Source organism: Actinophytocola sp. KF-1 (assembly GCF_054661535.1).
In genome coordinates, this window is sequence record NZ_BAAFVK010000019.1 from 105,273 (window position 1) to 125,071 (window position 19,799).

At 72.6% G+C, this 19,799-nt stretch carries 19 protein-coding genes; 9 read left to right on the top strand and 10 right to left on the bottom strand.

Annotated elements, in window-relative coordinates:
* Positions 1–21: 21 nt before the first annotated feature.
* The 3 genes from ACYQ77_RS41080 to ACYQ77_RS41090 are packed head-to-tail and all read right to left on the bottom strand — an operon-like array spanning position 22 to position 1,558.
* Positions 22–1,008, bottom strand: a complete 987-nt coding sequence (locus ACYQ77_RS41080) for a hypothetical protein (RefSeq protein ID WP_459722316.1) — start codon at positions 1,006–1,008, stop codon at positions 22–24.
* 40 nt (positions 1,009–1,048) lie between these two features.
* On the bottom strand, positions 1,049–1,255 hold the full coding sequence (locus tag ACYQ77_RS41085) for a heavy-metal-associated domain-containing protein (protein ID WP_459722319.1): 207 nt from the start codon (positions 1,253–1,255) through the stop codon (positions 1,049–1,051).
* Positions 1,256–1,276: 21 nt separating this feature from the next.
* Positions 1,277–1,558, bottom strand: a complete 282-nt coding sequence (locus ACYQ77_RS41090) for a metal-sensitive transcriptional regulator (protein ID WP_459722322.1) — start codon at positions 1,556–1,558, stop codon at positions 1,277–1,279.
* A gap of 187 nt (positions 1,559–1,745) precedes the next feature.
* On the opposite strand from ACYQ77_RS41090, the gene ACYQ77_RS41095 reads away from it, so the two are divergent.
* Both ACYQ77_RS41095 and ACYQ77_RS41100 read left to right on the top strand, forming a co-directional pair.
* Positions 1,746–3,167, top strand: a complete 1,422-nt coding sequence (locus ACYQ77_RS41095) for an MFS transporter (protein ID WP_459722324.1) — start codon at positions 1,746–1,748, stop codon at positions 3,165–3,167.
* A gap of 12 nt (positions 3,168–3,179) precedes the next feature.
* Positions 3,180–3,695: a carboxymuconolactone decarboxylase family protein gene (locus ACYQ77_RS41100; RefSeq protein WP_459722327.1), complete on the top strand. Its 516-nt coding sequence runs from the start codon at positions 3,180–3,182 to the stop codon at positions 3,693–3,695.
* Positions 3,696–3,743: 48 nt separating this feature from the next.
* On the opposite strand, the gene ACYQ77_RS41105 is transcribed toward ACYQ77_RS41100, so the two are convergent.
* Complete coding sequence (locus ACYQ77_RS41105; RefSeq protein WP_459722330.1) at positions 3,744–5,864, bottom strand: BTAD domain-containing putative transcriptional regulator; 2,121 nt, start codon at positions 5,862–5,864, stop codon at positions 3,744–3,746.
* 459 nt (positions 5,865–6,323) lie between these two features.
* Here ACYQ77_RS41105 and ACYQ77_RS41110 point away from each other — a divergent pair, with 459 nt between their 5' ends.
* The 4 genes from ACYQ77_RS41110 to ACYQ77_RS41125 all read left to right on the top strand — a co-directional run bounded on the left by ACYQ77_RS41110 (position 6,324) and on the right by ACYQ77_RS41125 (position 10,206).
* Positions 6,324–7,202 carry a sigma-70 family RNA polymerase sigma factor gene (locus ACYQ77_RS41110; RefSeq protein WP_459722332.1) on the top strand — a complete coding sequence of 293 codons (879 nt, stop codon included), beginning with the start codon at positions 6,324–6,326 and terminating at the stop codon, positions 7,200–7,202.
* A gap of 75 nt (positions 7,203–7,277) precedes the next feature.
* Entirely contained in the window at positions 7,278–8,756 is a 1,479-nt protein-coding gene (locus ACYQ77_RS41115) for an MFS transporter (RefSeq protein ID WP_459722333.1), read from the top strand.
* Between the two features lie 20 nt (positions 8,757–8,776).
* Entirely contained in the window at positions 8,777–9,655 is an 879-nt protein-coding gene (locus tag ACYQ77_RS41120) for an AfsR/SARP family transcriptional regulator (protein ID WP_459722336.1), read from the top strand.
* Positions 9,656–9,747: 92 nt separating this feature from the next.
* Positions 9,748–10,206 carry a nuclear transport factor 2 family protein gene (locus ACYQ77_RS41125; RefSeq protein WP_459722338.1) on the top strand — a complete coding sequence of 153 codons (459 nt, stop codon included), beginning with the start codon at positions 9,748–9,750 and terminating at the stop codon, positions 10,204–10,206.
* A 67-nt stretch (positions 10,207–10,273) separates the two neighbouring features.
* Here ACYQ77_RS41125 and wrbA read toward each other — a convergent pair whose 3' ends face one another.
* From wrbA to ACYQ77_RS41145, 4 genes are read right to left on the bottom strand one after another with little or no spacing between them, the layout of a single operon-like run.
* On the bottom strand, positions 10,274–10,894 hold the full coding sequence (gene wrbA, locus ACYQ77_RS41130) for an NAD(P)H:quinone oxidoreductase (RefSeq protein ID WP_459722341.1): 621 nt from the start codon (positions 10,892–10,894) through the stop codon (positions 10,274–10,276).
* Positions 10,891–12,054, bottom strand: a complete 1,164-nt coding sequence (locus tag ACYQ77_RS41135; protein ID WP_459722344.1) for a DegT/DnrJ/EryC1/StrS family aminotransferase — start codon at positions 12,052–12,054, stop codon at positions 10,891–10,893. The genes wrbA and ACYQ77_RS41135 overlap by 4 nt, the downstream gene beginning before the upstream one ends.
* A complete protein-coding gene (locus ACYQ77_RS41140; protein ID WP_459722346.1) occupies positions 12,051–12,590 on the bottom strand; it encodes a cupin domain-containing protein in 540 nt (179 codons plus the stop codon). Before ACYQ77_RS41140 ends, ACYQ77_RS41135 begins: the two co-directional genes overlap by 4 nt.
* Entirely contained in the window at positions 12,587–13,729 is a 1,143-nt protein-coding gene (locus tag ACYQ77_RS41145; protein ID WP_459722348.1) for a type III polyketide synthase, read from the bottom strand. The genes ACYQ77_RS41140 and ACYQ77_RS41145 overlap by 4 nt, the downstream gene beginning before the upstream one ends.
* A 163-nt stretch (positions 13,730–13,892) precedes the next feature.
* Between ACYQ77_RS41145 and ACYQ77_RS41150 the strand changes: the two genes are divergently transcribed.
* From ACYQ77_RS41150 to ACYQ77_RS41160, 3 genes are all read left to right on the top strand, one after another.
* On the top strand, positions 13,893–15,485 hold the full coding sequence (locus ACYQ77_RS41150) for a class I adenylate-forming enzyme family protein (RefSeq protein WP_459722350.1): 1,593 nt from the start codon (positions 13,893–13,895) through the stop codon (positions 15,483–15,485).
* Positions 15,482–16,558: a methyltransferase gene (locus tag ACYQ77_RS41155; RefSeq protein WP_459722352.1), complete on the top strand. Its 1,077-nt coding sequence runs from the start codon at positions 15,482–15,484 to the stop codon at positions 16,556–16,558. Before ACYQ77_RS41150 ends, ACYQ77_RS41155 begins: the two co-directional genes overlap by 4 nt.
* 64 nt (positions 16,559–16,622) lie before the next feature.
* Positions 16,623–17,918 (top strand): FAD-binding oxidoreductase, encoded by a 1,296-nt coding sequence (locus ACYQ77_RS41160; RefSeq protein WP_459722355.1) that lies wholly within the window; start codon positions 16,623–16,625, stop codon positions 17,916–17,918.
* Between the two features lie 91 nt (positions 17,919–18,009).
* On the opposite strand, the gene ACYQ77_RS41165 is transcribed toward ACYQ77_RS41160, so the two are convergent.
* Positions 18,010–19,041 carry a CU044_5270 family protein gene (locus ACYQ77_RS41165; RefSeq protein ID WP_459722357.1) on the bottom strand — a complete coding sequence of 344 codons (1,032 nt, stop codon included), beginning with the start codon at positions 19,039–19,041 and terminating at the stop codon, positions 18,010–18,012.
* On the bottom strand, positions 19,034–19,648 hold the full coding sequence (locus ACYQ77_RS41170; protein ID WP_459722359.1) for an RNA polymerase sigma factor: 615 nt from the start codon (positions 19,646–19,648) through the stop codon (positions 19,034–19,036). Before ACYQ77_RS41170 ends, ACYQ77_RS41165 begins: the two co-directional genes overlap by 8 nt.
* Between the last annotated feature and the right edge of the window lie 151 nt (positions 19,649–19,799).

Genomic DNA, 19,799 nt, shown 5'->3' on the forward strand with positions numbered 1-19,799 from the left:
GGTGTGCCCTCCTTCGCGAGATCAGTTGTGGCCGTGGCCGTCGGCGTCATCGCCGGCGTGCTCGTCGGCGTGCCCGCCGCTCCCGGCGGGCGCCGGGGCGGGCCGCGGCAGCGCGTGCCCGTCGGTGGCGAGCGTGAACTCGGCCGTGCGGACCGTGTCGCCGTGCTGGAAGTCCAGGAACAGCCGGTACGCGCCGGCCGAGGGGACCTCCGCGTAGAACGTGACGGTCGGACCGGGTTCGGTCCTGCCGTCGCCGGGTTCGCCGTCCGGGTGGACGTGCAGGTAGGCGAGGTCGCCGACGCGCAACGCCACCAGGTGGCCGTAGGCGCCGAGGTAGGGCTGCAGGTCGGTGACGGGCTTGCCGTCCTTGCTGACGGTCAGCGTCAGCTCGGCGGTCCTGCCGGGCGTGAGGTCACCGTCGAGCGTCACCTGATAACCGTCCACCGTGGACACCCGGGACGCGGCGTGCTCCGCAGGCCGGAAGTCGCCGGGCACGGCCAGGTCGACGCCGAGCGTGGTCGCCTCGCCGCCGGTCGGCGCGAAGTCGGCGAAGGCGCGGTAGCTGCCCGGGTCGTCGAGCGTCAGCGGCACCGACCACGTGCCGTCCGCCGCCATCGTCGGGTGCACGTGCTGGAAGCCGGCCGTGTCCCGGCGCACCACGATCAGGTGCATCCGCTTCTCGTGCTCGACGTCGAACCGGGTGACCGGCTTGCCGTCCGGGCCCGTGACCCGGAAGGAGAAGGTGTTCGGGCCCTTCGCCAGGGTGGTGGCGGCGGGCGTGAACGTGTACCCGCCCCGCGACGACGCCAGCCCGGCGGGCAGTGCCGACGACGCGGCCTGCCCGGTCTCCGCGACAGTGCCGCTGTGAGCGTCCCCGTGGCCGGCGTCCTTGGCGGGCGCCGCGTTCTTCTCGTCCAGGGGACCGACAGCGGAGCCGATCGCCCAGGCGCCACCGGCGACCAGGGCGAGCGCCACACCGTAGGCGGAGAGCTTTCCCGCAGTGTTCATGACAGATCCTTGTCCGTTCCGTGTGTACTGGGCTCCCGCGCTACGCGGTGAGCTGGTATCCGGCCTCTTCGACGGCGGCGCGCACCTCGGCCACGCCGACTTCCTCGTCACTGGCGACCGTCACGCGCCCGGTGGACAGGTCCACCGAAACGCCGGTCACCCCGTCGAGCGCGCTGACCTCCTCGGTCACCGACCGCACGCAGTGGTCGCAGGTCATGCCGGTCACGGTGTAGGTGTTCTCGATCATCACGGATTTCCTTTCGGTGGTTCAGGAACGGACCAGGCGGGCGATCGCGTCGCTCGCCTCACGGACCTTGGCGTCCGCGGTCTCGCCGCCCTCGGCGACCGCCTCCGCCACGCAGTGCTTGAGGTGCTCGTCGAGCAGGCCGAGGGACACCGCCTGCAGCGCCTTGGTGGCGGCGGAGATCTGCGTGAGGACGTCGATGCAGTACTCGTCGTTCTCGACCATCCGCTGCAGACCGCGGATCTGCCCCTCGACCCGGCGCAGCCGCGTCAGGTAGCCGTCCTTGCCGCTGGTGTATCCCCGCATGTCCTTCTCCTCACCCCCGGGATACCCCTGGCGGGTATCCCGTCGACACCCAGAACATATACCCATGGGGGGTATATCCGTCAACCCGTGAGCGGGAGACGCACGTCACCACCGGATCCCTTGGCGAATCACGGACAGCCACGTACTGTCCCGTCCCACGGATACCCCCTACCGGTATGGAGTAGTCATGGGAACCCCCGATTCACGCAGGTGGTGGGCGCTCGCACTGATCGCGACCGCCCAGTTCGTGGTCATCATGGACACGTCGATCATCGGCGTCGCGCTGCCGCGCATCCAGGCCGAGCTCGGCTTCTCCCAGGAGAACCTGTCCTGGGTCTTCAACGCCTACGTCATCGCGTTCGGCGGGCTGCTGCTGCTCGGCGGCAGGCTGTCGGACCTCCTGGGCGCCAAGCGCGTCTTCGCGGCGGGCTGGGCGGTGCTGCTGGCGGGTTCCGTCGTCGCGGGTGCCGCGGGCACGGCCTGGGTCGAGCTGACCGGACGGGCCGTGCAGGGCGCCGGCGCCGCGCTGATCGCGCCGTCGGCACTGACCCTGTTGATGGTGCTGTTCGGTGGCACGCCGAGGGAACTGGCGAAGGCGCTGGCCCTCTACGGCGCGGCGGCACCGGCGGGCGGCACGGCGGGCGTGTTCCTCGGCGGCGTCATCACCGAGTACGTCAGCTGGCCCTGGGTCTTCTACGTCAACGTCCCGATCGCGCTGGTCGTGCTCGCCGCCGTGCCGGCGCTGATGCCCGCGGGCGCGGTGCGCCGCGGTTCGGTCGACCTGCTCGGCGCGCTGACGGTGACCGCGGGCCTCGCCGCGGCCGTGTTCGCGATCGTGCGGGCGCCCGAGGCCGGCTGGGGCTCGGCGACCACCGTCACCGGCCTGGTCGTCGCGGTCGTGCTGCTGGGCGCGTTCGTGGCACTGCAGGCCAGGCGCCGCGACCCGCTGGTGCGGCTCGGCATCTTCCGCACCCCGGACCTGGCCGCCGCGAACCTCGCGCAGCTGCTGCTGGGCGCGGCCTGGATCCCCATGTGGTTCTTCCTGAACCTCTACCTGCAGCAGGTGCTCGGCCTCGGGGCGTTCGCGAGCGGCTCCGCGCTGCTGCCGATGACCACGGTCATCATGCTGATCATGATCGTGGTCGCGCCGCGGCTCGCCGCCCGGTTCGGCGCCAAGGCGATGGTCGTCGCCGGGCTCGTGGTGCTGGCGACCGGCCTGGGGTGGCTGTCGTTCGTCCGCCCGGCGGGCACGTTCTGGATCGACGTGCTCCCCGCGTCGCTCGTCACCGCCGCCGGGATGGCGCTCGCGTTCATCCCGTCGCTGGGCACCGCGATCTCGAGCGCGCGGCCCGAGGAGGGCGGGCTGGCGTCCGGCATCGTCAACACCAGCTACCAGGTCGGCTCCGCACTCGGCCTCGCGGCGATGACCGCCGTGGCCGGCGCGTTCGGCGCGGGCCGGACCGGCGACACCGCGCCGCTGACCGACGGCCTGTCCGCGGCGTTCGCAGGCGCCGCCGCCATCGCCGTCGCGGGCGCGCTGCTGGCGGGCGTGACGCTGCGCGGACGACGGGCCCGCGACCGGGCCGCCGCTGCCGCGACGGCCGCGTGAGGAGGACGGACGATGCGCGCCATCGCACCGCTCACCCCGGACCAGGCGCCGGAGAAGTCGCGGGAGCTGCTCGAGGGGATCATCGGCAGGCACGGCTCGGCCGGGGACATGGTCGCCACCATGGCCCACTCCCCCGCGCTCCTGCAGGGCTACCTCGACCTGTCCCGCGCGGTGCAGCGGGTGAAGCTGCCCCGGCAGCTCAGCGAGAAGGTCTCCCTCGCGGCCCAGGGCTGGATCGGCTGCGGCACCTGCATGGCGGCGCACACCGCCGCCGCGCGGGCCGCGGGGCTCTCCGACACCGACATCGCGCTGGCCCGCGAGGCGACCGCGACCGATCCCCGGGAGGCGGCGCTGCTCACGTTCGCGGTGCGTGTCCTGGCCGAACCGGCCACGATCACCGCCGACGACGTGGCGGAGCTCCGCGGCCACGGGTGGACCGACCGGGCCGTCGCCGACGTCGTCGGCCTGGTCTCGCTCAACCTGCTCACCGGTTCGTTCAACCTGGTGGCCGGCATCCAGCCGGCATGAGCGCACCTCGACCGGGTGCCGCCGCGCGGTCGGCGGCACCCGGTGCGGCTACGGGGTGGTGGGGGCCGCGGGCGGTGCCGTGCCCGCCGGGGGCCGGGGCACCGCCGGGCTGGTGGTCGCGATGTGGGTCATCCGCTCGGCGTTCCTGCGCCACGCCCGCATCGCCGCCGCGCCGATCTTGCGGTGCAGCCGGACCCGGCGCAGGCGGCCGGTGGTCTCGCGGAGCGCCTCCGCGGTCAGCGCGTGGGTGAAGCGGAACCAGCCGAGCCTGCGCTGGTCCTCCTTCACCAGGCCGGCCTCCACCGCGGTGTCCAGCACGTCCAGCGCCTTCTCGATCTCGACCGAGGCGGCTTCGGCGACCACGTCGATCGCGAAGTAGCGGCCCGCGACGGCGGCCACCGCGAGCACCTCGGTCGCGGCCTCGGGCAGCTGGGCGACGAGCTCGAGCACGACGTCGCGGACCGGGGCCGGGACGGGGGTGGTCTCCGGGTGGTCCAGGTGCTGCCGTCCCGCGACGTGTTTGACCAGCTCGCGCAGGAAGAACGGGTTGCCCTCGGTGCGGGCGCGCAGCCCCGCCGCGGTGGCGTCGCTGACCTCGCGGCCCAGGATGCCCGCCGCCAGCGCCCGCGTCTCCGGGATGCTCAGTCCGGTCAGCTCGATCCGGGTCATGCCTGCCCGCGCGAGCGCGGCCGACGTCTCGGCGACCGTCGCCGCCTCACCGGAGCGGTAGGACGCGACCACCAGCAGCCGTCCCGCCGACACCGACCCGGCCAGGTGGGCCAGCAGCCGCAGCGACGTCTGGTCGGCGCGGTGCAGGTGGTCCAGCACCACCACGAGCGGCGTGCCGCGCGACGCGTCGGTCAGGTACTGGACCACCGCCTCGAAATCCCGCAGCGTCGCGTCGTCGTCCCCCAGGAGGCGGGTGTCGCCTGCCGATAATCGCGCGACCGGGCCGGGCACGGCGGTGTCCGGGCAGTGGTGGCCGACCGCGCGCAGCACCTGTTCCCACGGCCACAACGGCGGCGCCGCGACGTGTTCCGGGCACGTGCCCCACACCACCGGCACCGGTGCGGTGCTCGCGAACCGGCGCAGCAGGCTGGTCTTGCCGATGCCCGGCTCCCCCGACACCGCCACCACCTGGCCGCGCCCGCCTGCCGCCGCCGCCAGCGCCTCACCCAGTTGCCGCAACGGTGTCTCGCGGCCGACGAGGACCTCGTCGTCGGCGGGCCGCCGCGGCGCCGGCACGGGTGCGGGCGCCTGGTGCGCGACCGCGGGCGGCGTGGTCGCCGGTGGCGTGGTGGTCGCGGTGGGCGGCGCGGGCTGCCGGTCGAGGCCCGGCGCCTGGTTCAGGATTTCCTGTTCGAGACATTGCAATGCCGGTTTGGGCGCTATGCCCAATTCTTCGGCGAGTCGCTTCTTGTTCGTGCGCAGCACCGCCAGCGCGTCCGCCTGCCTGCCCGCGCGGTACAGCGCCCGGCTCAGCAACTCGCAGCAGTATTCGCGTAACGGGTGTGCCTGGACAAAAGCCTCCAATTCGGCCACCGCGACCTCGTGGGCGCCCACCGCGAGCAACGCCGCGCACCGCCGTTCGGCGACCGATAATCGCAACTCCTCGAGCCGCGCCACCTCCGGCTCCACGTACGGCGCGTCGGCGACGTCGGCATAGGCCTGCCCGCGCCACAACGCCAGCCCCGCCTCGAACTCGGCCAGCGCGCGCTGGGCGTCACCGCGGTCCCACGCCTGCCACCCGGCCTTCGCGCACTCGTCGAACCGCGTGACGTCGACCTCGACGACGTCGCTCTCCAGCAGGTAGCCGCGGCCCACGGTGCGCAGCACCCGGGCGGGTGTGCGCGGCTGCCGTTCCGGTTCCAGCACCCGGCGCAGGTTCGCGACGTAGGCCTGGAGCGAGGTCGTCGCCGACGGCGGTGGGTTCCCCGCCCACAGCTCCTCCAGCATGACGTCGACCGACACCGGCCTGCCGACCCGGCTCAGCAGCAACGCGAGCAACGCGCGTTGCTTGGGGGTGCCCGGATCCACCAGCCTGCCCGCGACCACTGCCTCCACCGGGCCCAGCGCCCGGAACTCGACCATGGCGTGATCGGCGTTGGGCCGCCCGGCGGCGTCGGGCGGCGTGCGACGCGCGGTCGCGACGAGTTCTGCGTTGGTCATATCGTTGTTTCTTCCGAAGCGACGACGGGACGAGTCTCGACGACGACGCCACCCAAAAGGCAGCGCCGGATCAAACCGGCGAACAAAAACGACGAACAAACAGCCCCAGAACAGCCACCTTTGCCCCCAGGTGGGCATTTCAAGAACTAACCACCCACTGGTTTGACTGTCAAGCCGAGCGGCCCGGGACGGCCGGTATCGCGACTGGTCCGAATTGGACAGAATGCCGTGTGCGTTGGAAAAGAAAACCGCTAACCAGGTTTAGCGGTGGACCGCCGGGGAAATCGCGGGAGTTTCTGTGTCTCGACCAGGAGAACGACATGCGGAACTTCAGCGGGCGCGGCGTGCCGCTGCCGCGGGAAGCGGCCGGCGGCGATCGGGGCTGCCATGATCTCTCCTTGTCACGTCGAGCGGATCAGTGTCACCTGTATGACACGCGGCGGCGGAGGAATGTGACCGATGAGCGAGCCCGACGGGCTGGTGGATCGTTTCGAGGAGAACCGGCCCCGCCTCCGGGCCGTGGCTTACCGGATGCTCGGTTCCCTCGCCGAGGCAGACGACGCCGTCCAGGAGGCGTGGCTGCGCTTCAGCCAGGCGGACAACAGCCAGGTGCGCAACGTCGACGCCTGGCTGAACACGATCGTCGTGCGGGTGTGCCTGAACGTGCTGCGCTCGCGCAGCTCCCGGCGTGAACAACCGCTCGGGGTGCACGTGCCCGACCCCATCGTCAGCGCCCCGGACGGTCCGACACCCGAGGACGAGGCGCTGCTGGCGGACTCGGTCGGCCTCGCGCTGCAGGTCGTGCTCGACACGCTGAAGCCCGCGGAACGGCTGGCGTTCGTCATGCACGACATGTTCGACCTGTCGTTCGACGAGATCGGCCCACTTGTGGGCCGCGCACCCGCCACCGCCCGGCAGCTCGCGAGCCGGGCGCGGCGCCGGGTGCGCGGCGCCGACGTGCCGACCCCGGACCCGGACCTCGACCGCCAGCGCGAGGTGGTCGACGCGTTCTTCGGGGCGGCGCGGCGCGGTGACCTCGACGCGCTCGTCACGGTCCTCGACCCCGACGTCGTGCTGCGGTCCGACACCGGCGTGCCGGACGCGTCCGTGGAGGTCCGGGGCGCCGCGGTCGTCGCGGGCAGGGCGGTCATGTTCGACCGGCCCGCCTCCCAGGTGCGGCCCGCGCTGGTCAACGGCGCCGCGGGCGCGGTCGTGATCGTCGACGGGCAGGTGGTCTCCATCCTCGGGTTCACCGTCTCCGACGGCCGGATCGTCGAGATCGACACGATGGCCGACCCCGAGCGGATCCGGCGGCTCGACCTCGGCTTCCTCGACTGAGCTGTCACACCAGGCCGCTCCGCCGTGTCGACATGAGTAGGGGAACACACATCGGCGAAGGAAAGGACCAGGACGATGCGCAAGTGGCTGCCGCTCGTCGCCGTCTGCGCCGGCACCTTCATATTGCTGGTCGACGTGACGATCGTGACCGTGGCACTGCCCGACATGGCCAGCAGTCTCGACACCTCGCTACCGGACCTGCAGTGGGTGCTCAGTCTCTACGCACTCGTGCTGGCCGCGCTGGTGCTGACCGCCGGTTCGATCGCGGACCGGGTCGGGCGACGAGCCGTCTACCTGGGGGGTCTCGGCATCTTCGCGGCCGCGTCGCTGGTCTGCGGCCTGTCCGGCAGCGTGGGCGTGCTGATCGCGGCACGTGGTGTCCAGGGGCTGGGGGCGGCGGCGATGTTCGCCACCACCATGGCCCTGATCAGCAACACGTACTCCGGCAAGGACCGGGGGGTGGCCTTCGGTGTCTGGGCCGCGGTCAACGGCGGCGCGTCCGCCGCGGGACCGCTCGCGGGCGGGCTGCTCACCACGCACTTCGGCTGGCGGTGGATCTTCCTCGTGAACCTGCCGATCGCCGTCGGCGCGGTCGTCCTCACGCTGCTGGTGGTGCGCGAGTCCCGTGACCCGAGCCCCCGCCGCGTCGACGTCGCGGGCATGGTGACCTTCACGGTCGCCGCCGGGGCGCTGACCTACGCGCTGATCCGGGGCGACTGGGGGTCGGGCACGACGCTCGGGTTGCTGGCCGTCGCCGCCGTCGCCCTGATCGCGTTCGTCGTCGCGGAACGCGTCCAGCGCGAACCCATGCTGGACCTGTCGCTGCTGCGCAACGCCACCTTCACCACGCTGCTCGTCGCGGTGGCGCTGCTGCCGGCCGCCGCCTGGGCCGCCATGGCCTACCAGTCGCTGTGGCTGCAGTCCGTGCTCGACCTGAGCGCGATCCAGGCCGGCCTGGTGCTGCTGCCCTGCAGCCTCGCGGCGTTCGGCGTGTCCATCGCGGTCGGCCGGGTGCTGCACACGACCTCGCCCCGCGTGCTGATCGGCGTCGGCATGCTGACCGTCGGGGCCGGCGCGCTCGCCCAGGGCGTGATCAGGCCCGATTCGAGCTGGGCGGTCGAGCTGCCCGGCCTGTTCATCGTCGGTGTCGGCGCGGGTCTGGTGCTCGCCCCGGTGTCCTCGACGGCGATGGCCGCGGTGCCGCCCGAGCGGGCGGGCATGGCGGCGGGCGCCGTCAACACGTTCCGCCAGCTCGGCTACGCGTTCGGCGTCGCGGTGCTCGGCGCGGTCTTCCGCACCGGCCTCGCGAACGAGGCGGGCGAGGGCCTGGCCGGCCCGCTCAGCGGCGGCCAGGCCGGCACGGTGATCGACCGGGGCGCCGACATGTCGGAGCTGGTGCGCCGGGCGTTCGCACACGCACTCGACGTGACCTTCGTGGTGGCGGCGAGCCTGGGGGTCGTGGCGGGGATCGCGGTGTTCCTGTTCGTGCGGACCGACCGCGACGAGCCCGCGCCCGCGGCGAAGCGGCCGATGGCAGCACGGCAGAACTCCTGACACCGAAGCAAGGAGAACCCATGACCACGGCAGAAATCACCGGCATCGCCTTACCGGGTGACGAGCGAGAGATCGCCATGGACATCCGCCTCCTCGGCCCGATGGAGGCCAGCCTCGACGGCCACTCGTTCGCCCCCACCGCGGGCAAACCGCGACAGGTCCTCGCCCTGCTCGCCCTGCACCCCGGCGAGCTGGTCACCACCAGCGCCATGATCGAGGAGGTGTGGGGCCGGGACGTCCCGCGCACGGCGGTGGGGACGATCCAGACCTACATCCTGAAGCTCCGCAAAAGCCTCACCGACGACGCGGCGTTCACCGGCGATCCCCGGGACGTGCTCGTCACCCGGCCCGGCGGGTACACGTTGGACATCCCGGGCCCGCTGGTCGACGTGCACCGCTACCGCGAGACGGCCGCCGAGGGCGAGCACGAGCTGGCCGAGGGCAACTACGAGGCCGCGTCCCGGCTCCTCGGCGCCGCGCTGGCGCAGTGGCGCGGTCCGGCGCTGATCGACCTGCCGAAGGGCTTCCAGCTCGGGGTGGAGGTCACCCGGCTCGAGCAGAGCAGGCTGAGCGTGCTGGAGTCCCGCATCGACGCGGACCTCCGGCTGCACCGCCACCACCAGCTGCTCGAGGAGCTGGCCGAGCTGACCGCGCGCTTCCCGATGCACGAGAAGCTCTGCTCGCAGTACATGACCGCGCTGGCGGTGTGCGGCATGAAGTGGCGCGCGCTCGAGGTGTTCCAGGTGCTGCGCAAGACGCTCGTGCGCGAGCTGGGCATCGAGCCGTCGCTCCCGGTCCAGCGGCTGCAGCGCTCGATCCTGGACTCCGGCACCGCGGACGACGTCGACGACCTCGGCGGCCCCGACGACGCGGTCGCCTGGCCCGCGGGCTCGGCCTGACGGCCGGTCCACCACCGTTCGCACGAGCGCCCGCCACGGATCCGGCAGACCCGTGGCGGGCGCTCGTGTCATCCGACGACAGGGAGGGAACCATGAGTGAGCGGGAGTTCGCCGACCGCTTCGCGATCGAGACGCTGCGCGGTGAGTTCACCGACGCGGTGATGACGCACGACTTCGACCGCTTCGCCGGGTTGTTCACAGTGGACGGTGCGTGGCGGATGCCCCACATCGACGAGGAGTTCACCGGCCGGGCGGACATCCGCGCCGGCGTCGAGCGGCTGCAGGGGCTGTGGGAGTACTTCGTGCAGAACACCCACCGCGGCGTGATCCGGCTCGACGGCGACACCGCGACCGGCCGCGCCTACGTCTCGGAGCTGGGCCGCATGAAGGACGGCAAGGCACAGCTGAACCACTCGCTGTACCACGACCGCTACCGCCGCACCGACGACGGCTGGCGGTTCGCGGAACGCGTCTACGAGGTCCGCTACCTCGACACCACCCCGCACACAGGCTCGGCGCCCCGCGCGGAGCGGGGCGCCGAGGAGGGGTAGGCCGTGCCGTCCAGGACCCGGTCGGGGGCGGGTGTGCGCGGGCCCGCCGCCCGGGCCGCGGTCGCCGTCAGAGGCGGGCCAGGCCGTCGCGCAGTGCGCTCGCCATCCTGACCACCCGCTTGGCCTGCACCGCGGCCGCCGTGCGGGCCGTGTCGTCGACGGGGAGCTTCCCCTGCGCGCTGACGTGGCTCGTGCCGTACGGGTTGCCGTCCGCGAACTTGGTCGGATCCGTGTAGCCGGGCGCCACGACGACGCCGCCGATGTGGTGGATGCTGTTGTACAGCGCGAGAAGCGTGGACTCCTGACCGCCGTGCGGCGTGGAGCTGGCGGCGAAGCCGCTGTACACCTTGTCCTGCAACAGGCCCCGCTGCCAGCACGCGCCGAGCCCGTCGATGAACATCTTCAGCTGCGCGGACACGTTGCCGTACCGGGTGGGACTGCCGAAGATCACCGCGTCGGCCCACACCACGTCGTCCGGGGTGGCCACGGCGATGTCCTTCGTGTCCTCGACGTTCGCGCGCCACGCCGGGTTGCCGTCGACCACGCTGTCCGGCGCGAGCTCGGCGACCCGGCGCAGCCGCACCTCGGCGCCCGCCTTCTCCGCCTCGTCGGCCATCGTGCGCGCGAGCTCGGTGAGGGTCCCGGTCGCCGAGTAGTAGATGACGCTGACCTTCACGGGGTCGTTCACAGCACGCTTCCCTTCTGTTCGATCCGCGCGTGGGCGTGGACGGCGGCCCGCAGTGCGTCCGCCACCCGCTCGACCTGGTCCATCGTGAGCTCGGCGTGCATGGGGATGCCGAACTGGCGGCGGAACAGCTCGGCCGAGACCGGGCACGGCCGCGCCGTGCCGTACACCGGCTGCAGGTGGCACGCCCACGTGCCGTGCCCGCACCCGATGCCCTGGGACCGCAGCTCGGCGGCCACCGCGGCGCGGTCGACGCGCGGGTCCAGCTTCACGAGGTACGACTGCCACGAGTGGGTGCGGTCCGACGGCACGTGCGGTGTCGTGACGAGCTCCTCGTCGGCGAGCAGCTCGGCGTAGTAGGCGGCGAACGCGTTCCTGCGCGCCAGCAGCTCGTCGACGCGGCCCAGTTGCACCCGCAGGATCGCGGCCGCGATGTCGGACAGCTTGTAGTTGTAGCCGACGTCGGTGAACTCCGAGATCGGCAGGCCGATCACCTGGGCCTGGTCGAAGATGCTCTGGATGCCGAACGACGACCGCAGCCGCGCGTCCTCGGCCAGCGCCGGGTCGACGGTGAGCAGCGCACCGCCCTCACCGCTCGTGACGCCCTTGCGGCCGTGGAACGACACGCACGCCACCGGCGCGAGCGACCCCGCCTGCATGCCGCGGTAGGTGGCGCCGACCGCGCACGCGGCGTCCTCGACGAGGAACAGCCCGTACCGCTCGGTGATCGCGGACAGCTCCGCGTAGTCCGCGGGCAGGCCGACCGTGTCCACCGCGATCACCCCGACGGTGCGCGGCCCGATCAGGGCCTCGACCGCCTGGGGGTCCACGGTGCCGGTGTCGGGCCGCACGTCGGCGAACACCGGCGTGGCACCGACGTAGCGCACCGCGTGCGCGGGCGCCGGGAACGTGTAGTCGGCGACGATCACCTCGTCGCCCGGTTCGACGCCGAGCGCGAGCAGGGCGAGGTGGAGCGCGGCACCGCAGTTGCTCACCGCGACCGCGTCACCGACCCCGTACCGCTCCGCCAGCTCGTCCTCCAGCGCGTGCCCGTACGGGCCCTGCCCGGCGGGCCAGCCGGAGCGGAACACCTCCGCGACGGCGGCCAGCTCCTGCGCGCCGAGACTGGCGCGCACCAGGGGAATCGTCTCCACCGTGCTCACCTCCTGCCGTCTTCCTCGGGAGCGGGGCCGTAGCGCAGCGGCGTGAGCTGCGTCAGGCCGTACCGGTCGCGCAGCCGCTGCACCGCGTCGGAGTCCACGGTCCGGCCGGACGAGAAGATCTCGCAGATCTCCTCGAAGTACCGCTCGTGGTCGGGTGGCGGGGCGCTCTGGAACAGCATCCGCGTCGGCTCGCCCGTCGGGTTCGTGAACGCGTGCGGACAGCCCGCGGGCACGAACATGCAGCTGCCGGGGCCCGCGCGGAGCGGGCGCTCGCCGGTGGCGGACTTCCAGTCCTGCCAACGGTCCCCGGTGCGCTCGACCGGTTCGAACGCGAACAGCTCCAGCTCGCCCTCGAGGACGTAGAAGAACTCCTGCGACGCGTGGTGGGTGTGCGCACCGACGTCGAACCCGGGCGGCACCACCACCTCGAAGCACGACGCGAACGCGCCGTCCGCGCCGGTGACCTTGAAGGTCACCTCCTGCGCCTTGGTGACGAGTTTCCTGCCCTGGCCGGGCGGGACGACCACGCCGCTCATGCGATCCGCCTCCTCGTCGTCCTCGCGTAGTCCCGTTCGCGGTAGGACGCGGCCTCCTCCGGGTCCGACGCCATCCTCGGCAGCTCCACCGTCCTGCTGCCCACGGCCATCTCGGCGGTGATGCCGGGGCCGAACCCCGCGATCACGCCGTTGGCGCCGGGCATCGGCGAGTCCTCGTCGAACAGCCTGCGCAGCGCCTCGAGGACGACGGCGCTCGCGATGTTGCCGTACTCGGTCAGGGTCGACCAGCTGTGCCGGAACATGCCCGGGTCGACGCCGAGGAACTTGCTCAGGTCGTCGAGGATCCGCGGGCCGCCCGCGTGGATGATGTAGAAGTCGAGGTTGCCGACGTCCCAGCCGTGGTCGGTGACGAGCTCGCGCAGCACCGGCGCGAGCGGCTCCATCGTGCCCGGCACCCGGCGGTCCAGCTGGAAGTGGAAGCCGGTGTCCCGCACGGCGTAGGAGATCCAGTCCTCGGTGTGCGGGATGAGGTAGGAGGCGTTGCGCTCCAGCTCGATCCCGCTGCCGCCGCGCCCGCGCACCACGGCCGCCGCGACGGCGTCCCCGAACAACCCGTCCGACAGCAGCGAACCGATGCCGTCGTCGCTCGGCTGGTAGCACAGCGAGCACAGCTCGCACGACACGATCAGGACGTTGCTGTCCGGGTAGGCCGTGCAGAAGTCGTGTGCGCGGTTGATGGCCGCGCCACCGGCCGCGCAGCCCAGCTGCGCGATGGGGATCTGGCGGGTGTCCGACCGGAAGCCCATGTGGTTGATCAGCCACGCGGTCAGCGACGGCATCATGAACCCGGTGCACGACACGTAGATGATCGCGTCGATGTCGCCGACCCGCAGCCCGGCGTTCGCCAGCGCGTCGTCGATGACCCCGGGGCAGCGCTTCTTGGACTCGGCCTCGTAGACGAGGTTGCGCTGCTCGAACCCGGGGTGCTCGAGCGTCTGCTCGATGGGCTGCACGATGTGCCGTTTGCGCACCCCCGTGTTCTGGATCAGCCGCAGCGCCAGCGGCAGCTGCGGTTTGCCGGAGTGCATCCGTGCCGCGAACTCCAGCGTCTCTTCCATGGTGATCACGTGTTCCGGCACGCTCGTCGCCGGTTTGCACAACGTTGACATGCGTGGCATCTCCCCTTCCTCAGCTCCACCCAGCACCGTGGCCGGTCGCGCTTGCCGGTGACTTGGCGCCGGGTTGGCGTGGCCACCAACCGCGCGCCAAGCCGTCGCACAGTCGCGGCCAAGTCCCCGCGCGCACGGTGGGGGCACGCAGCAGCGGAAGGGTTTGATACGGATGAAGGGCTTCCTGATCTACAGTTCGATGCGCAAGCACGGACTCCAGCTCGGCCTCGTGCCGGAGACGGCCGCGGCCAGGGACGCATCGACGCCGCTCACGCTCGACCACGACCTGGACGTCCTCCCCGAGGCGGGACGGCGCATGACCGTGGGCGAGCTCGCCGAGCACGTCGACGACCTCGCGGCCCGGCTGGCGGCGGCCGGCGTCCGGGAAGGCGAGCGCGTCGCGGTGTACAAGGCCGCCAACTTCGACGTCTGGCTGCTCGCCACCGCGATCGCCCGCATCGGCGCGGTCCCGGTGATGCTGTCGCCCCTGCTGGACGCGCCGACCGTCGGCATCCTGCTGACCCGGCTCGACCAGCCGCACCTCGTCACCGACGGGCAGAAGCTCGACGCGCTGGCCGACGTGCCGGTCGCGGGCCGCACCCGGCAGGTGATCATCGGGACCGGGAGCAGGCCGGGGGTGGTGTCGCTCGCCGACCTCGCGGGCGCGCCCCGGGTGCGGCCGGTGCTCCGCCCGGTCGACGAGGCCGCGCTGATCACCCACACCTCGGGCACCACCGGGGTGCCCAAGCTCGTCGTGCACACCCCGCGCCGGATGCGCATCCGGCTGCGCCCCCAGTGGCTGCTGCTGTCGTTGATGCGCAAGCGGGAGACGGTCGCGATCAACGTGCCGTTCGTGCACTCGCGGCTGTACGCGGCGATGGCGCTGGTGCTGCTGCGGTCGATGCCCGTGGTGCTCGCGAAGGACTCCGGCGCCGACCACATCGCCAGCCTGTTCGGCGCGCACCGGCCCGGCTTCATCGAGGCGCTGCCTGGCGCGTTCATGGAGTGGGAGGAGGTCGCGGGCGACGAGCGCAGGCCGTTCGCGTCGGTGCGGTACTTCAGCAGCACGTTCGACGCGATCCACCCCAGGACGATCAGCAGGCTGCTGCGGGCGTCCACCCGGCGGCTGCCGATGTTCTTCCAGATCTACGGGCAGAGCGAGGTCGGCCCGACCGTCGGCAGGCCGTACTTCCGCTGGTCCGCCCACCGCGCCGACGGCCGCTGCGTCGGGTTCCACCTGCCCGGCTCCGCGCGGGTCCGCGTGGTGAGCCGCGACGGCAGGCGGCCGACCGAGCAGAACCCCGGGTTCATCGAGATCCGGTGGCAGGCCATCGCGAAGGGCTACTTCGGCGAACAGGAACGCTTCGACGCCAACATGCACCGCGGCTGGTGGCGCAGCGGCGACGTCGGCTACCGCACGAAGCTCGGGTGCGTCCACCTGCTCGACCGCGAGGTCGACATGATCCCCGGCGTGCGCAGCAGCCTCGAGATCGAGGACGTCGTGCTGGGCAGGCTGGCCGAGCTGAGCGAGCTCGTCGTGGTGCCCGGCCCGGACGCCGAGCCGATCCCGGTGATCTGCACCGACGGGGACCAGCCGCTGGACCGCGAGCGCTGGCGGGCGGCGGTCACCGACTTCCCCCAGCTGGCCGAGCCGGTCCAGATCCCGCTCGCCGAGCTGCCGCGCACCGCGACGATGAAGGTCCGGCGCGTCGAGCTGTCCCGCAAGCTCCACCAGCAGACCGAATCGAAGGGAACCGTGCGATGACCGCGACACCGGAAGCCACCCTCGCCCGCTTTCGCGAGTACATGGTGGGACCAACGCGGTTCATGAACCTGTTGTCCTGCTTCGAACTCGGCATCGTCGACGAGCTCAGGACGCGGCCGGGGCTGACCGCGGCCGAGCTGGGCGCGGCCGCCGGCGTCAAGCCGGACGCGGTCGAGCAGCTGCTGAACCTGTTGGTGAAGGAGGGTTTCGTCGCCCGCGACGAGACCACCGGCGCCTACCGGCTCGACGCGCTCGCGGGCGTCGCGGAGGGCGACCTGCGGCGTGCGCGCAACTACATGAACCTCATCAAGGTCCTGGCGCTGCGGCAGGTGTTCTACCTGTCCGACAGCGCGCGGACCGGCACGCTCGTCGGGCTGAAGGAGCTGTACGGCTACGAGGGCACCCTCTACGGCGCGGTCGGCGAGCACGAGGACCTGCGCGTCGCGTTCTCGACGGTGATGGACGCCGTCACCGCCAACATCGACCCGTGGTTCTTCGGCAACATCGACATCCCGGCCGGCGCGCGGGTGCTCGACCTCGCCGGGAACACCGGCCTCGGCGCGATCCACACGTACCGCATGAAGACCTCGCCGGGGCTGCGGGTGACCACGTTCGACCTGCCGGAGAAGGAAGAGGCGTGCCTGCGCAACTTCCGGGAGCACGGCGTCGAGGAGCACTGCTCGTTCATCGGCGGCGACGTCTTCGACAGCGTCCCCCAGGGGTTCGACGTCGTGCTGATCAAGCACTTCCTGGACATGTTCGACAAGGACGACGTGGTCCGGATCCTCGAGGGCGTGAGCAAGGCGCTCGACGTCGGCGGCCAGGTCAACGTGCTCGTGCCGGTCTACCCCGAGGACATCACCGACCGCGACAACTACAACGTCGACTTCTTCCCGGCCTTCTTCCTCGGCGGCACGATGGGCCAGGGCGGACCGCAGAAGCTGTCGACGTACCGGCGCTGGCTCGAGGAGTGCGGGTTCGAGGTCACCAAGGCGATCGCGAACGACCCCGCCGACACGCCGCCGGACGTCATCCCCGTGCAGGGCATCCTCTGCGCGACGAAGACCGCGTGACGCGCAGGCCCGTGCGGGATGTGCGACGGTGGCAGGCGGGGCCCGGGTGTGAGGGAGGCACGTGATGACCATCGGGACCGACCTGAGGCGCGTGGCCGGCGGCCGGGTGCTCGAACCCGGTGACGACGGGTTCGAGCAGGCCCGCCGCCCGTGGAACCTCGCCGTCGACCAGCCGGTCCTGGCGGTGGTCGACGCGGCGGACGCCGGCGACGTCGCCGCGCTGGTCCGGTACGCGGCCGCCGAGGGGCTGACGATCACCGCGCAGCCCAGCGGCCACGGCGCGACCGGTGACACGGAAGGCGCGATCCTGCTGCGCACCGGGGCGCTCGACGAGCTGACCGTGCGGGCGGAGGACCGCACCGCACGGGTCGGCGCGGGCGTGAAATGGGGTCAGGTGCAGGCGGTGGCCGGCCTGCACGGGCTGACCGGGCTCGCGGGCAGCAGCCCGGCGGTCACCGTGACCGGCTACACGCTCGGCGGCGGCCTGAGCTGGTTCGGCCGCGCGCACGGGCTCGCCGCGAACAGCGTGCGCGCGTTCGACGTCGTCACGGCGGACGGGACGCCGGCCCGGGTCACCGAGGACACCGACCCGGAGCTGTTCTGGGCGCTGCGCGGCGGTGGCGGCGACTTCGCGCTCGTCACCGCCGTCGAGTTCGACCTGCACCCGGCGCCGTCGCTCTACGGCGGCCGCGTGCTGTGGCCCGCCGAGCACGCGGCGCGGGTGCTCGACGTGTACCGCGAGCTGACCGCGACCGCCCCGGCACCGCTGACGGTGTGGTTCGGGCTGTTCACGTTCCCGGGCGGCCCGCCGCTCGTCGGCGTGGACGTCACCCACCTCGGCGACCCGGAGGAGGCGCGGACGCTGCTGCGCGACCTCGACCGGATCGACGGCGCGCTGTCGGACACCCGCCGGCCGATGGCGATCGCCGACCTGGGCGACATCACCGCCGAGCCGGTCGACCCGCGCCCCGGCACGTCCCGCACGGAACTGCTCACCGCGCTCGACGACCGGGTCGCCGCGTGCCTGCTGGAGCGGCCGATCGCACCGCTCGTCACCGTGCAGCTGCGGCACCTGGGCGGCGCGTTCACCCGGCCCGCGGACACCGCAGCCGGGCACATCGACGAGCCGTACGCGCTCTACCTGTACGGCATCCCCGGCGACGGCGTGCGGGAACGGCAGACCGCACTCGCCGAGTCGGTCGGCCCGTACACGACCGGGCGCAAGCCGTTGACCCAGCTCGTGGCGGGGGAACACGTGTCGAGCGCCTTCTCCCCGGACACCCTGGCCCGCCTGCGCGCGGTGAAGGCGGCCCGCGACCCGAAGGGCGTGTTCCGCGCCAACTTCCCGGTCGGCGACTGAGCACGGTGGCGGGCACGTTCTCGGCGGGGCTCGAAACTGTGGCCGGCTGGTGGTGGACGCTGTCCACGCGCCCACCACCAGGTCGTGCGGATCAGCGGCCGGGCTTGGCGCCGATGTGGTCGACCACCGCGGTGGTGACGGACGAGTAGCCCGTCACGGTGCCCTTCGGGATGTCGGCGAACATCGAGTCCGACACCTTGCGTTCGCCGATGACCTCGCCGGTGCCGGGGTCGAGGATGATCTCCTGCCGCTCCCCGTCCGCCGAGATGCCCAGCGCCACGCCCTTGCGGCCGTCCAGGTCGGCGGCGTCGTCGGTGACGTCGAGACCCGGGAGGTAGGCCAGGGCGCGCAGCAGGTTCGCCCGGGTCGCGGCCGGCATCAGCCCGGTGCGCAACGCGTCCGCCGCGTACACCAGTGCCTGCGCGCCACCGCCGCTGTCCGCGCGTAGCCGGTCGTACAGCTGCCGGGGGTCGGTGGGCAGGCCGGCCAGGAACTCCGGTTTCGGGAACTGCCAGTTGCCGTGCACCGGCGCGTTCCGGGTGAAGGCGCCGCCGAGGGCGCGCTGCTCGGGCCACGGCGCCTCGTCGATGACCACGCCGGCCGCGCGGGCCTCGGCCTCGTTGCCGGTCACCCACTGGCGGTTGCCCGTCTCGCGGCGCCGCATCAGCCACTCCCCGCTGGGGTCCGCGGGGATCCACACCTCGACGAGGTTCTCGTTGAGGAAGGAGAAACTCTCGTCCTCCGCGCCGGTCGTGCGCATCCACCAGGCGTGGGTGGCCACGTAGCGGTACTGGCCCGGCGACAGCACCGGGTCCTCGACCCGGCCTGCGAGGTCCGCCGCGCTCGTCAACGCCTCCCGCGCCGCGGCCGTGGCCTCGGCCGGGGCGAACAACACCGTCTGCGCCAGCACCCCCGCCGTCGCGAGCACCACGACCGCGGCCGCCGCGGCGAGCCGGCGGCGCACCGGCCGCCTGCGCGCCCCCGGCGCACCGGCCACGTGTGCCATCACGGTCTTCCGCACCTCGGCCAGGTTCCGTTGCCGGGGTTTGGTTTCCACGTACAGACCGCCCAGCGCTCGGTCGAGTTCGTCCTCGGTCCACACCTGCCGCTCGCCGTCACGCATCGCCGTCCTCCATTCCGCTGGTCGCAACCGGACTGTGTGACCGCAACCACCGCCGCACCCGGTGCAGGCGCGAGTGGACCGTGCCCACCGGGATGCCGAGCGCCTGCGACACCTCGGCCGAGCTCAGGTGTCCCCACGAGGTCAGCAGCAGCACGTCCCGGTCCCCGGGCTCCAGCGCGGCGAGCGCACCGGCCAGCTGCCGGACCCGTTGCCGCGCCGCGAGCTGCTCGGTGGCGCGGACCTCGTGCGACTCGGCGTGGAGCCGTTCCGTGCCGACCACCCGTGCTCGCGCCCGCCAGCCCCGGACCTCCTGCCGCACGTGCCGCCGCAGCAGGTTGGTGGCGATCCCGTACAGCCACGGCCGCACACCCGCCCGGGCCGGGTCGTAGGTGTGCCGCTGCTGCAGGGCCACCAGGAACGTCTCCGAGACCAGGTCGTCGGCGACCTCGTCCCCGACCCGGCGGGCCAGGTACGCGTGCAGCGCCCCGGCGTGCTCGTCGAAGAGCGTGCCGAACACCGGCCCCGGGTCCGGCGCCGACAGGTCGACGCCGGCCCCGGCCGGCGGCGACTCGCCGTGGTCCACTGAATTCGCGGTTGTCCCTGTCACGCCTCTACTTGCCCGCAGCCCGCCCCGCCCTTCACGACGCCGGTCGGCAACCCGCCGGAGATCGCGCACGACCTCGGGATCCCGGTCGCGTTCGCGCCCGGCATGCCGGGCGCTGCACCGGAGTCCCCGGTCGGCACCACTGGCACGTGCG

Bases quoted from the DNA above. Each gene is read 5' to 3' on its own strand.
- ACYQ77_RS41080 (WP_459722316.1), bottom strand. From the start codon at position 1,008: ATGAACACTGCGGGAAAGCTCTCCGCCTACGGTGTGGCGCTCGCCCTG.
- ACYQ77_RS41085 (WP_459722319.1), bottom strand. From the start codon at position 1,255: ATGATCGAGAACACCTACACCGTGACCGGCATGACCTGCGACCACTGC.
- ACYQ77_RS41090 (WP_459722322.1), bottom strand. From the start codon at position 1,558: ATGCGGGGATACACCAGCGGCAAGGACGGCTACCTGACGCGGCTGCGC.
- ACYQ77_RS41095 (WP_459722324.1), top strand. From the start codon at position 1,746: ATGGGAACCCCCGATTCACGCAGGTGGTGGGCGCTCGCACTGATCGCG.
- ACYQ77_RS41100 (WP_459722327.1), top strand. From the start codon at position 3,180: ATGCGCGCCATCGCACCGCTCACCCCGGACCAGGCGCCGGAGAAGTCG.
- ACYQ77_RS41105 (WP_459722330.1), bottom strand. From the start codon at position 5,864: ATGACCAACGCAGAACTCGTCGCGACCGCGCGTCGCACGCCGCCCGAC.
- ACYQ77_RS41110 (WP_459722332.1), top strand. From the start codon at position 6,324: ATGAGCGAGCCCGACGGGCTGGTGGATCGTTTCGAGGAGAACCGGCCC.
- ACYQ77_RS41115 (WP_459722333.1), top strand. From the start codon at position 7,278: ATGCGCAAGTGGCTGCCGCTCGTCGCCGTCTGCGCCGGCACCTTCATA.
- ACYQ77_RS41120 (WP_459722336.1), top strand. From the start codon at position 8,777: ATGACCACGGCAGAAATCACCGGCATCGCCTTACCGGGTGACGAGCGA.
- ACYQ77_RS41125 (WP_459722338.1), top strand. From the start codon at position 9,748: ATGAGTGAGCGGGAGTTCGCCGACCGCTTCGCGATCGAGACGCTGCGC.
- ACYQ77_RS41140 (WP_459722346.1), bottom strand. From the start codon at position 12,590: ATGAGCGGCGTGGTCGTCCCGCCCGGCCAGGGCAGGAAACTCGTCACC.
- ACYQ77_RS41145 (WP_459722348.1), bottom strand. From the start codon at position 13,729: ATGCCACGCATGTCAACGTTGTGCAAACCGGCGACGAGCGTGCCGGAA.
- ACYQ77_RS41150 (WP_459722350.1), top strand. From the start codon at position 13,893: ATGAAGGGCTTCCTGATCTACAGTTCGATGCGCAAGCACGGACTCCAG.
- ACYQ77_RS41155 (WP_459722352.1), top strand. From the start codon at position 15,482: ATGACCGCGACACCGGAAGCCACCCTCGCCCGCTTTCGCGAGTACATG.
- ACYQ77_RS41160 (WP_459722355.1), top strand. From the start codon at position 16,623: ATGACCATCGGGACCGACCTGAGGCGCGTGGCCGGCGGCCGGGTGCTC.
- ACYQ77_RS41165 (WP_459722357.1), bottom strand. From the start codon at position 19,041: ATGCGTGACGGCGAGCGGCAGGTGTGGACCGAGGACGAACTCGACCGA.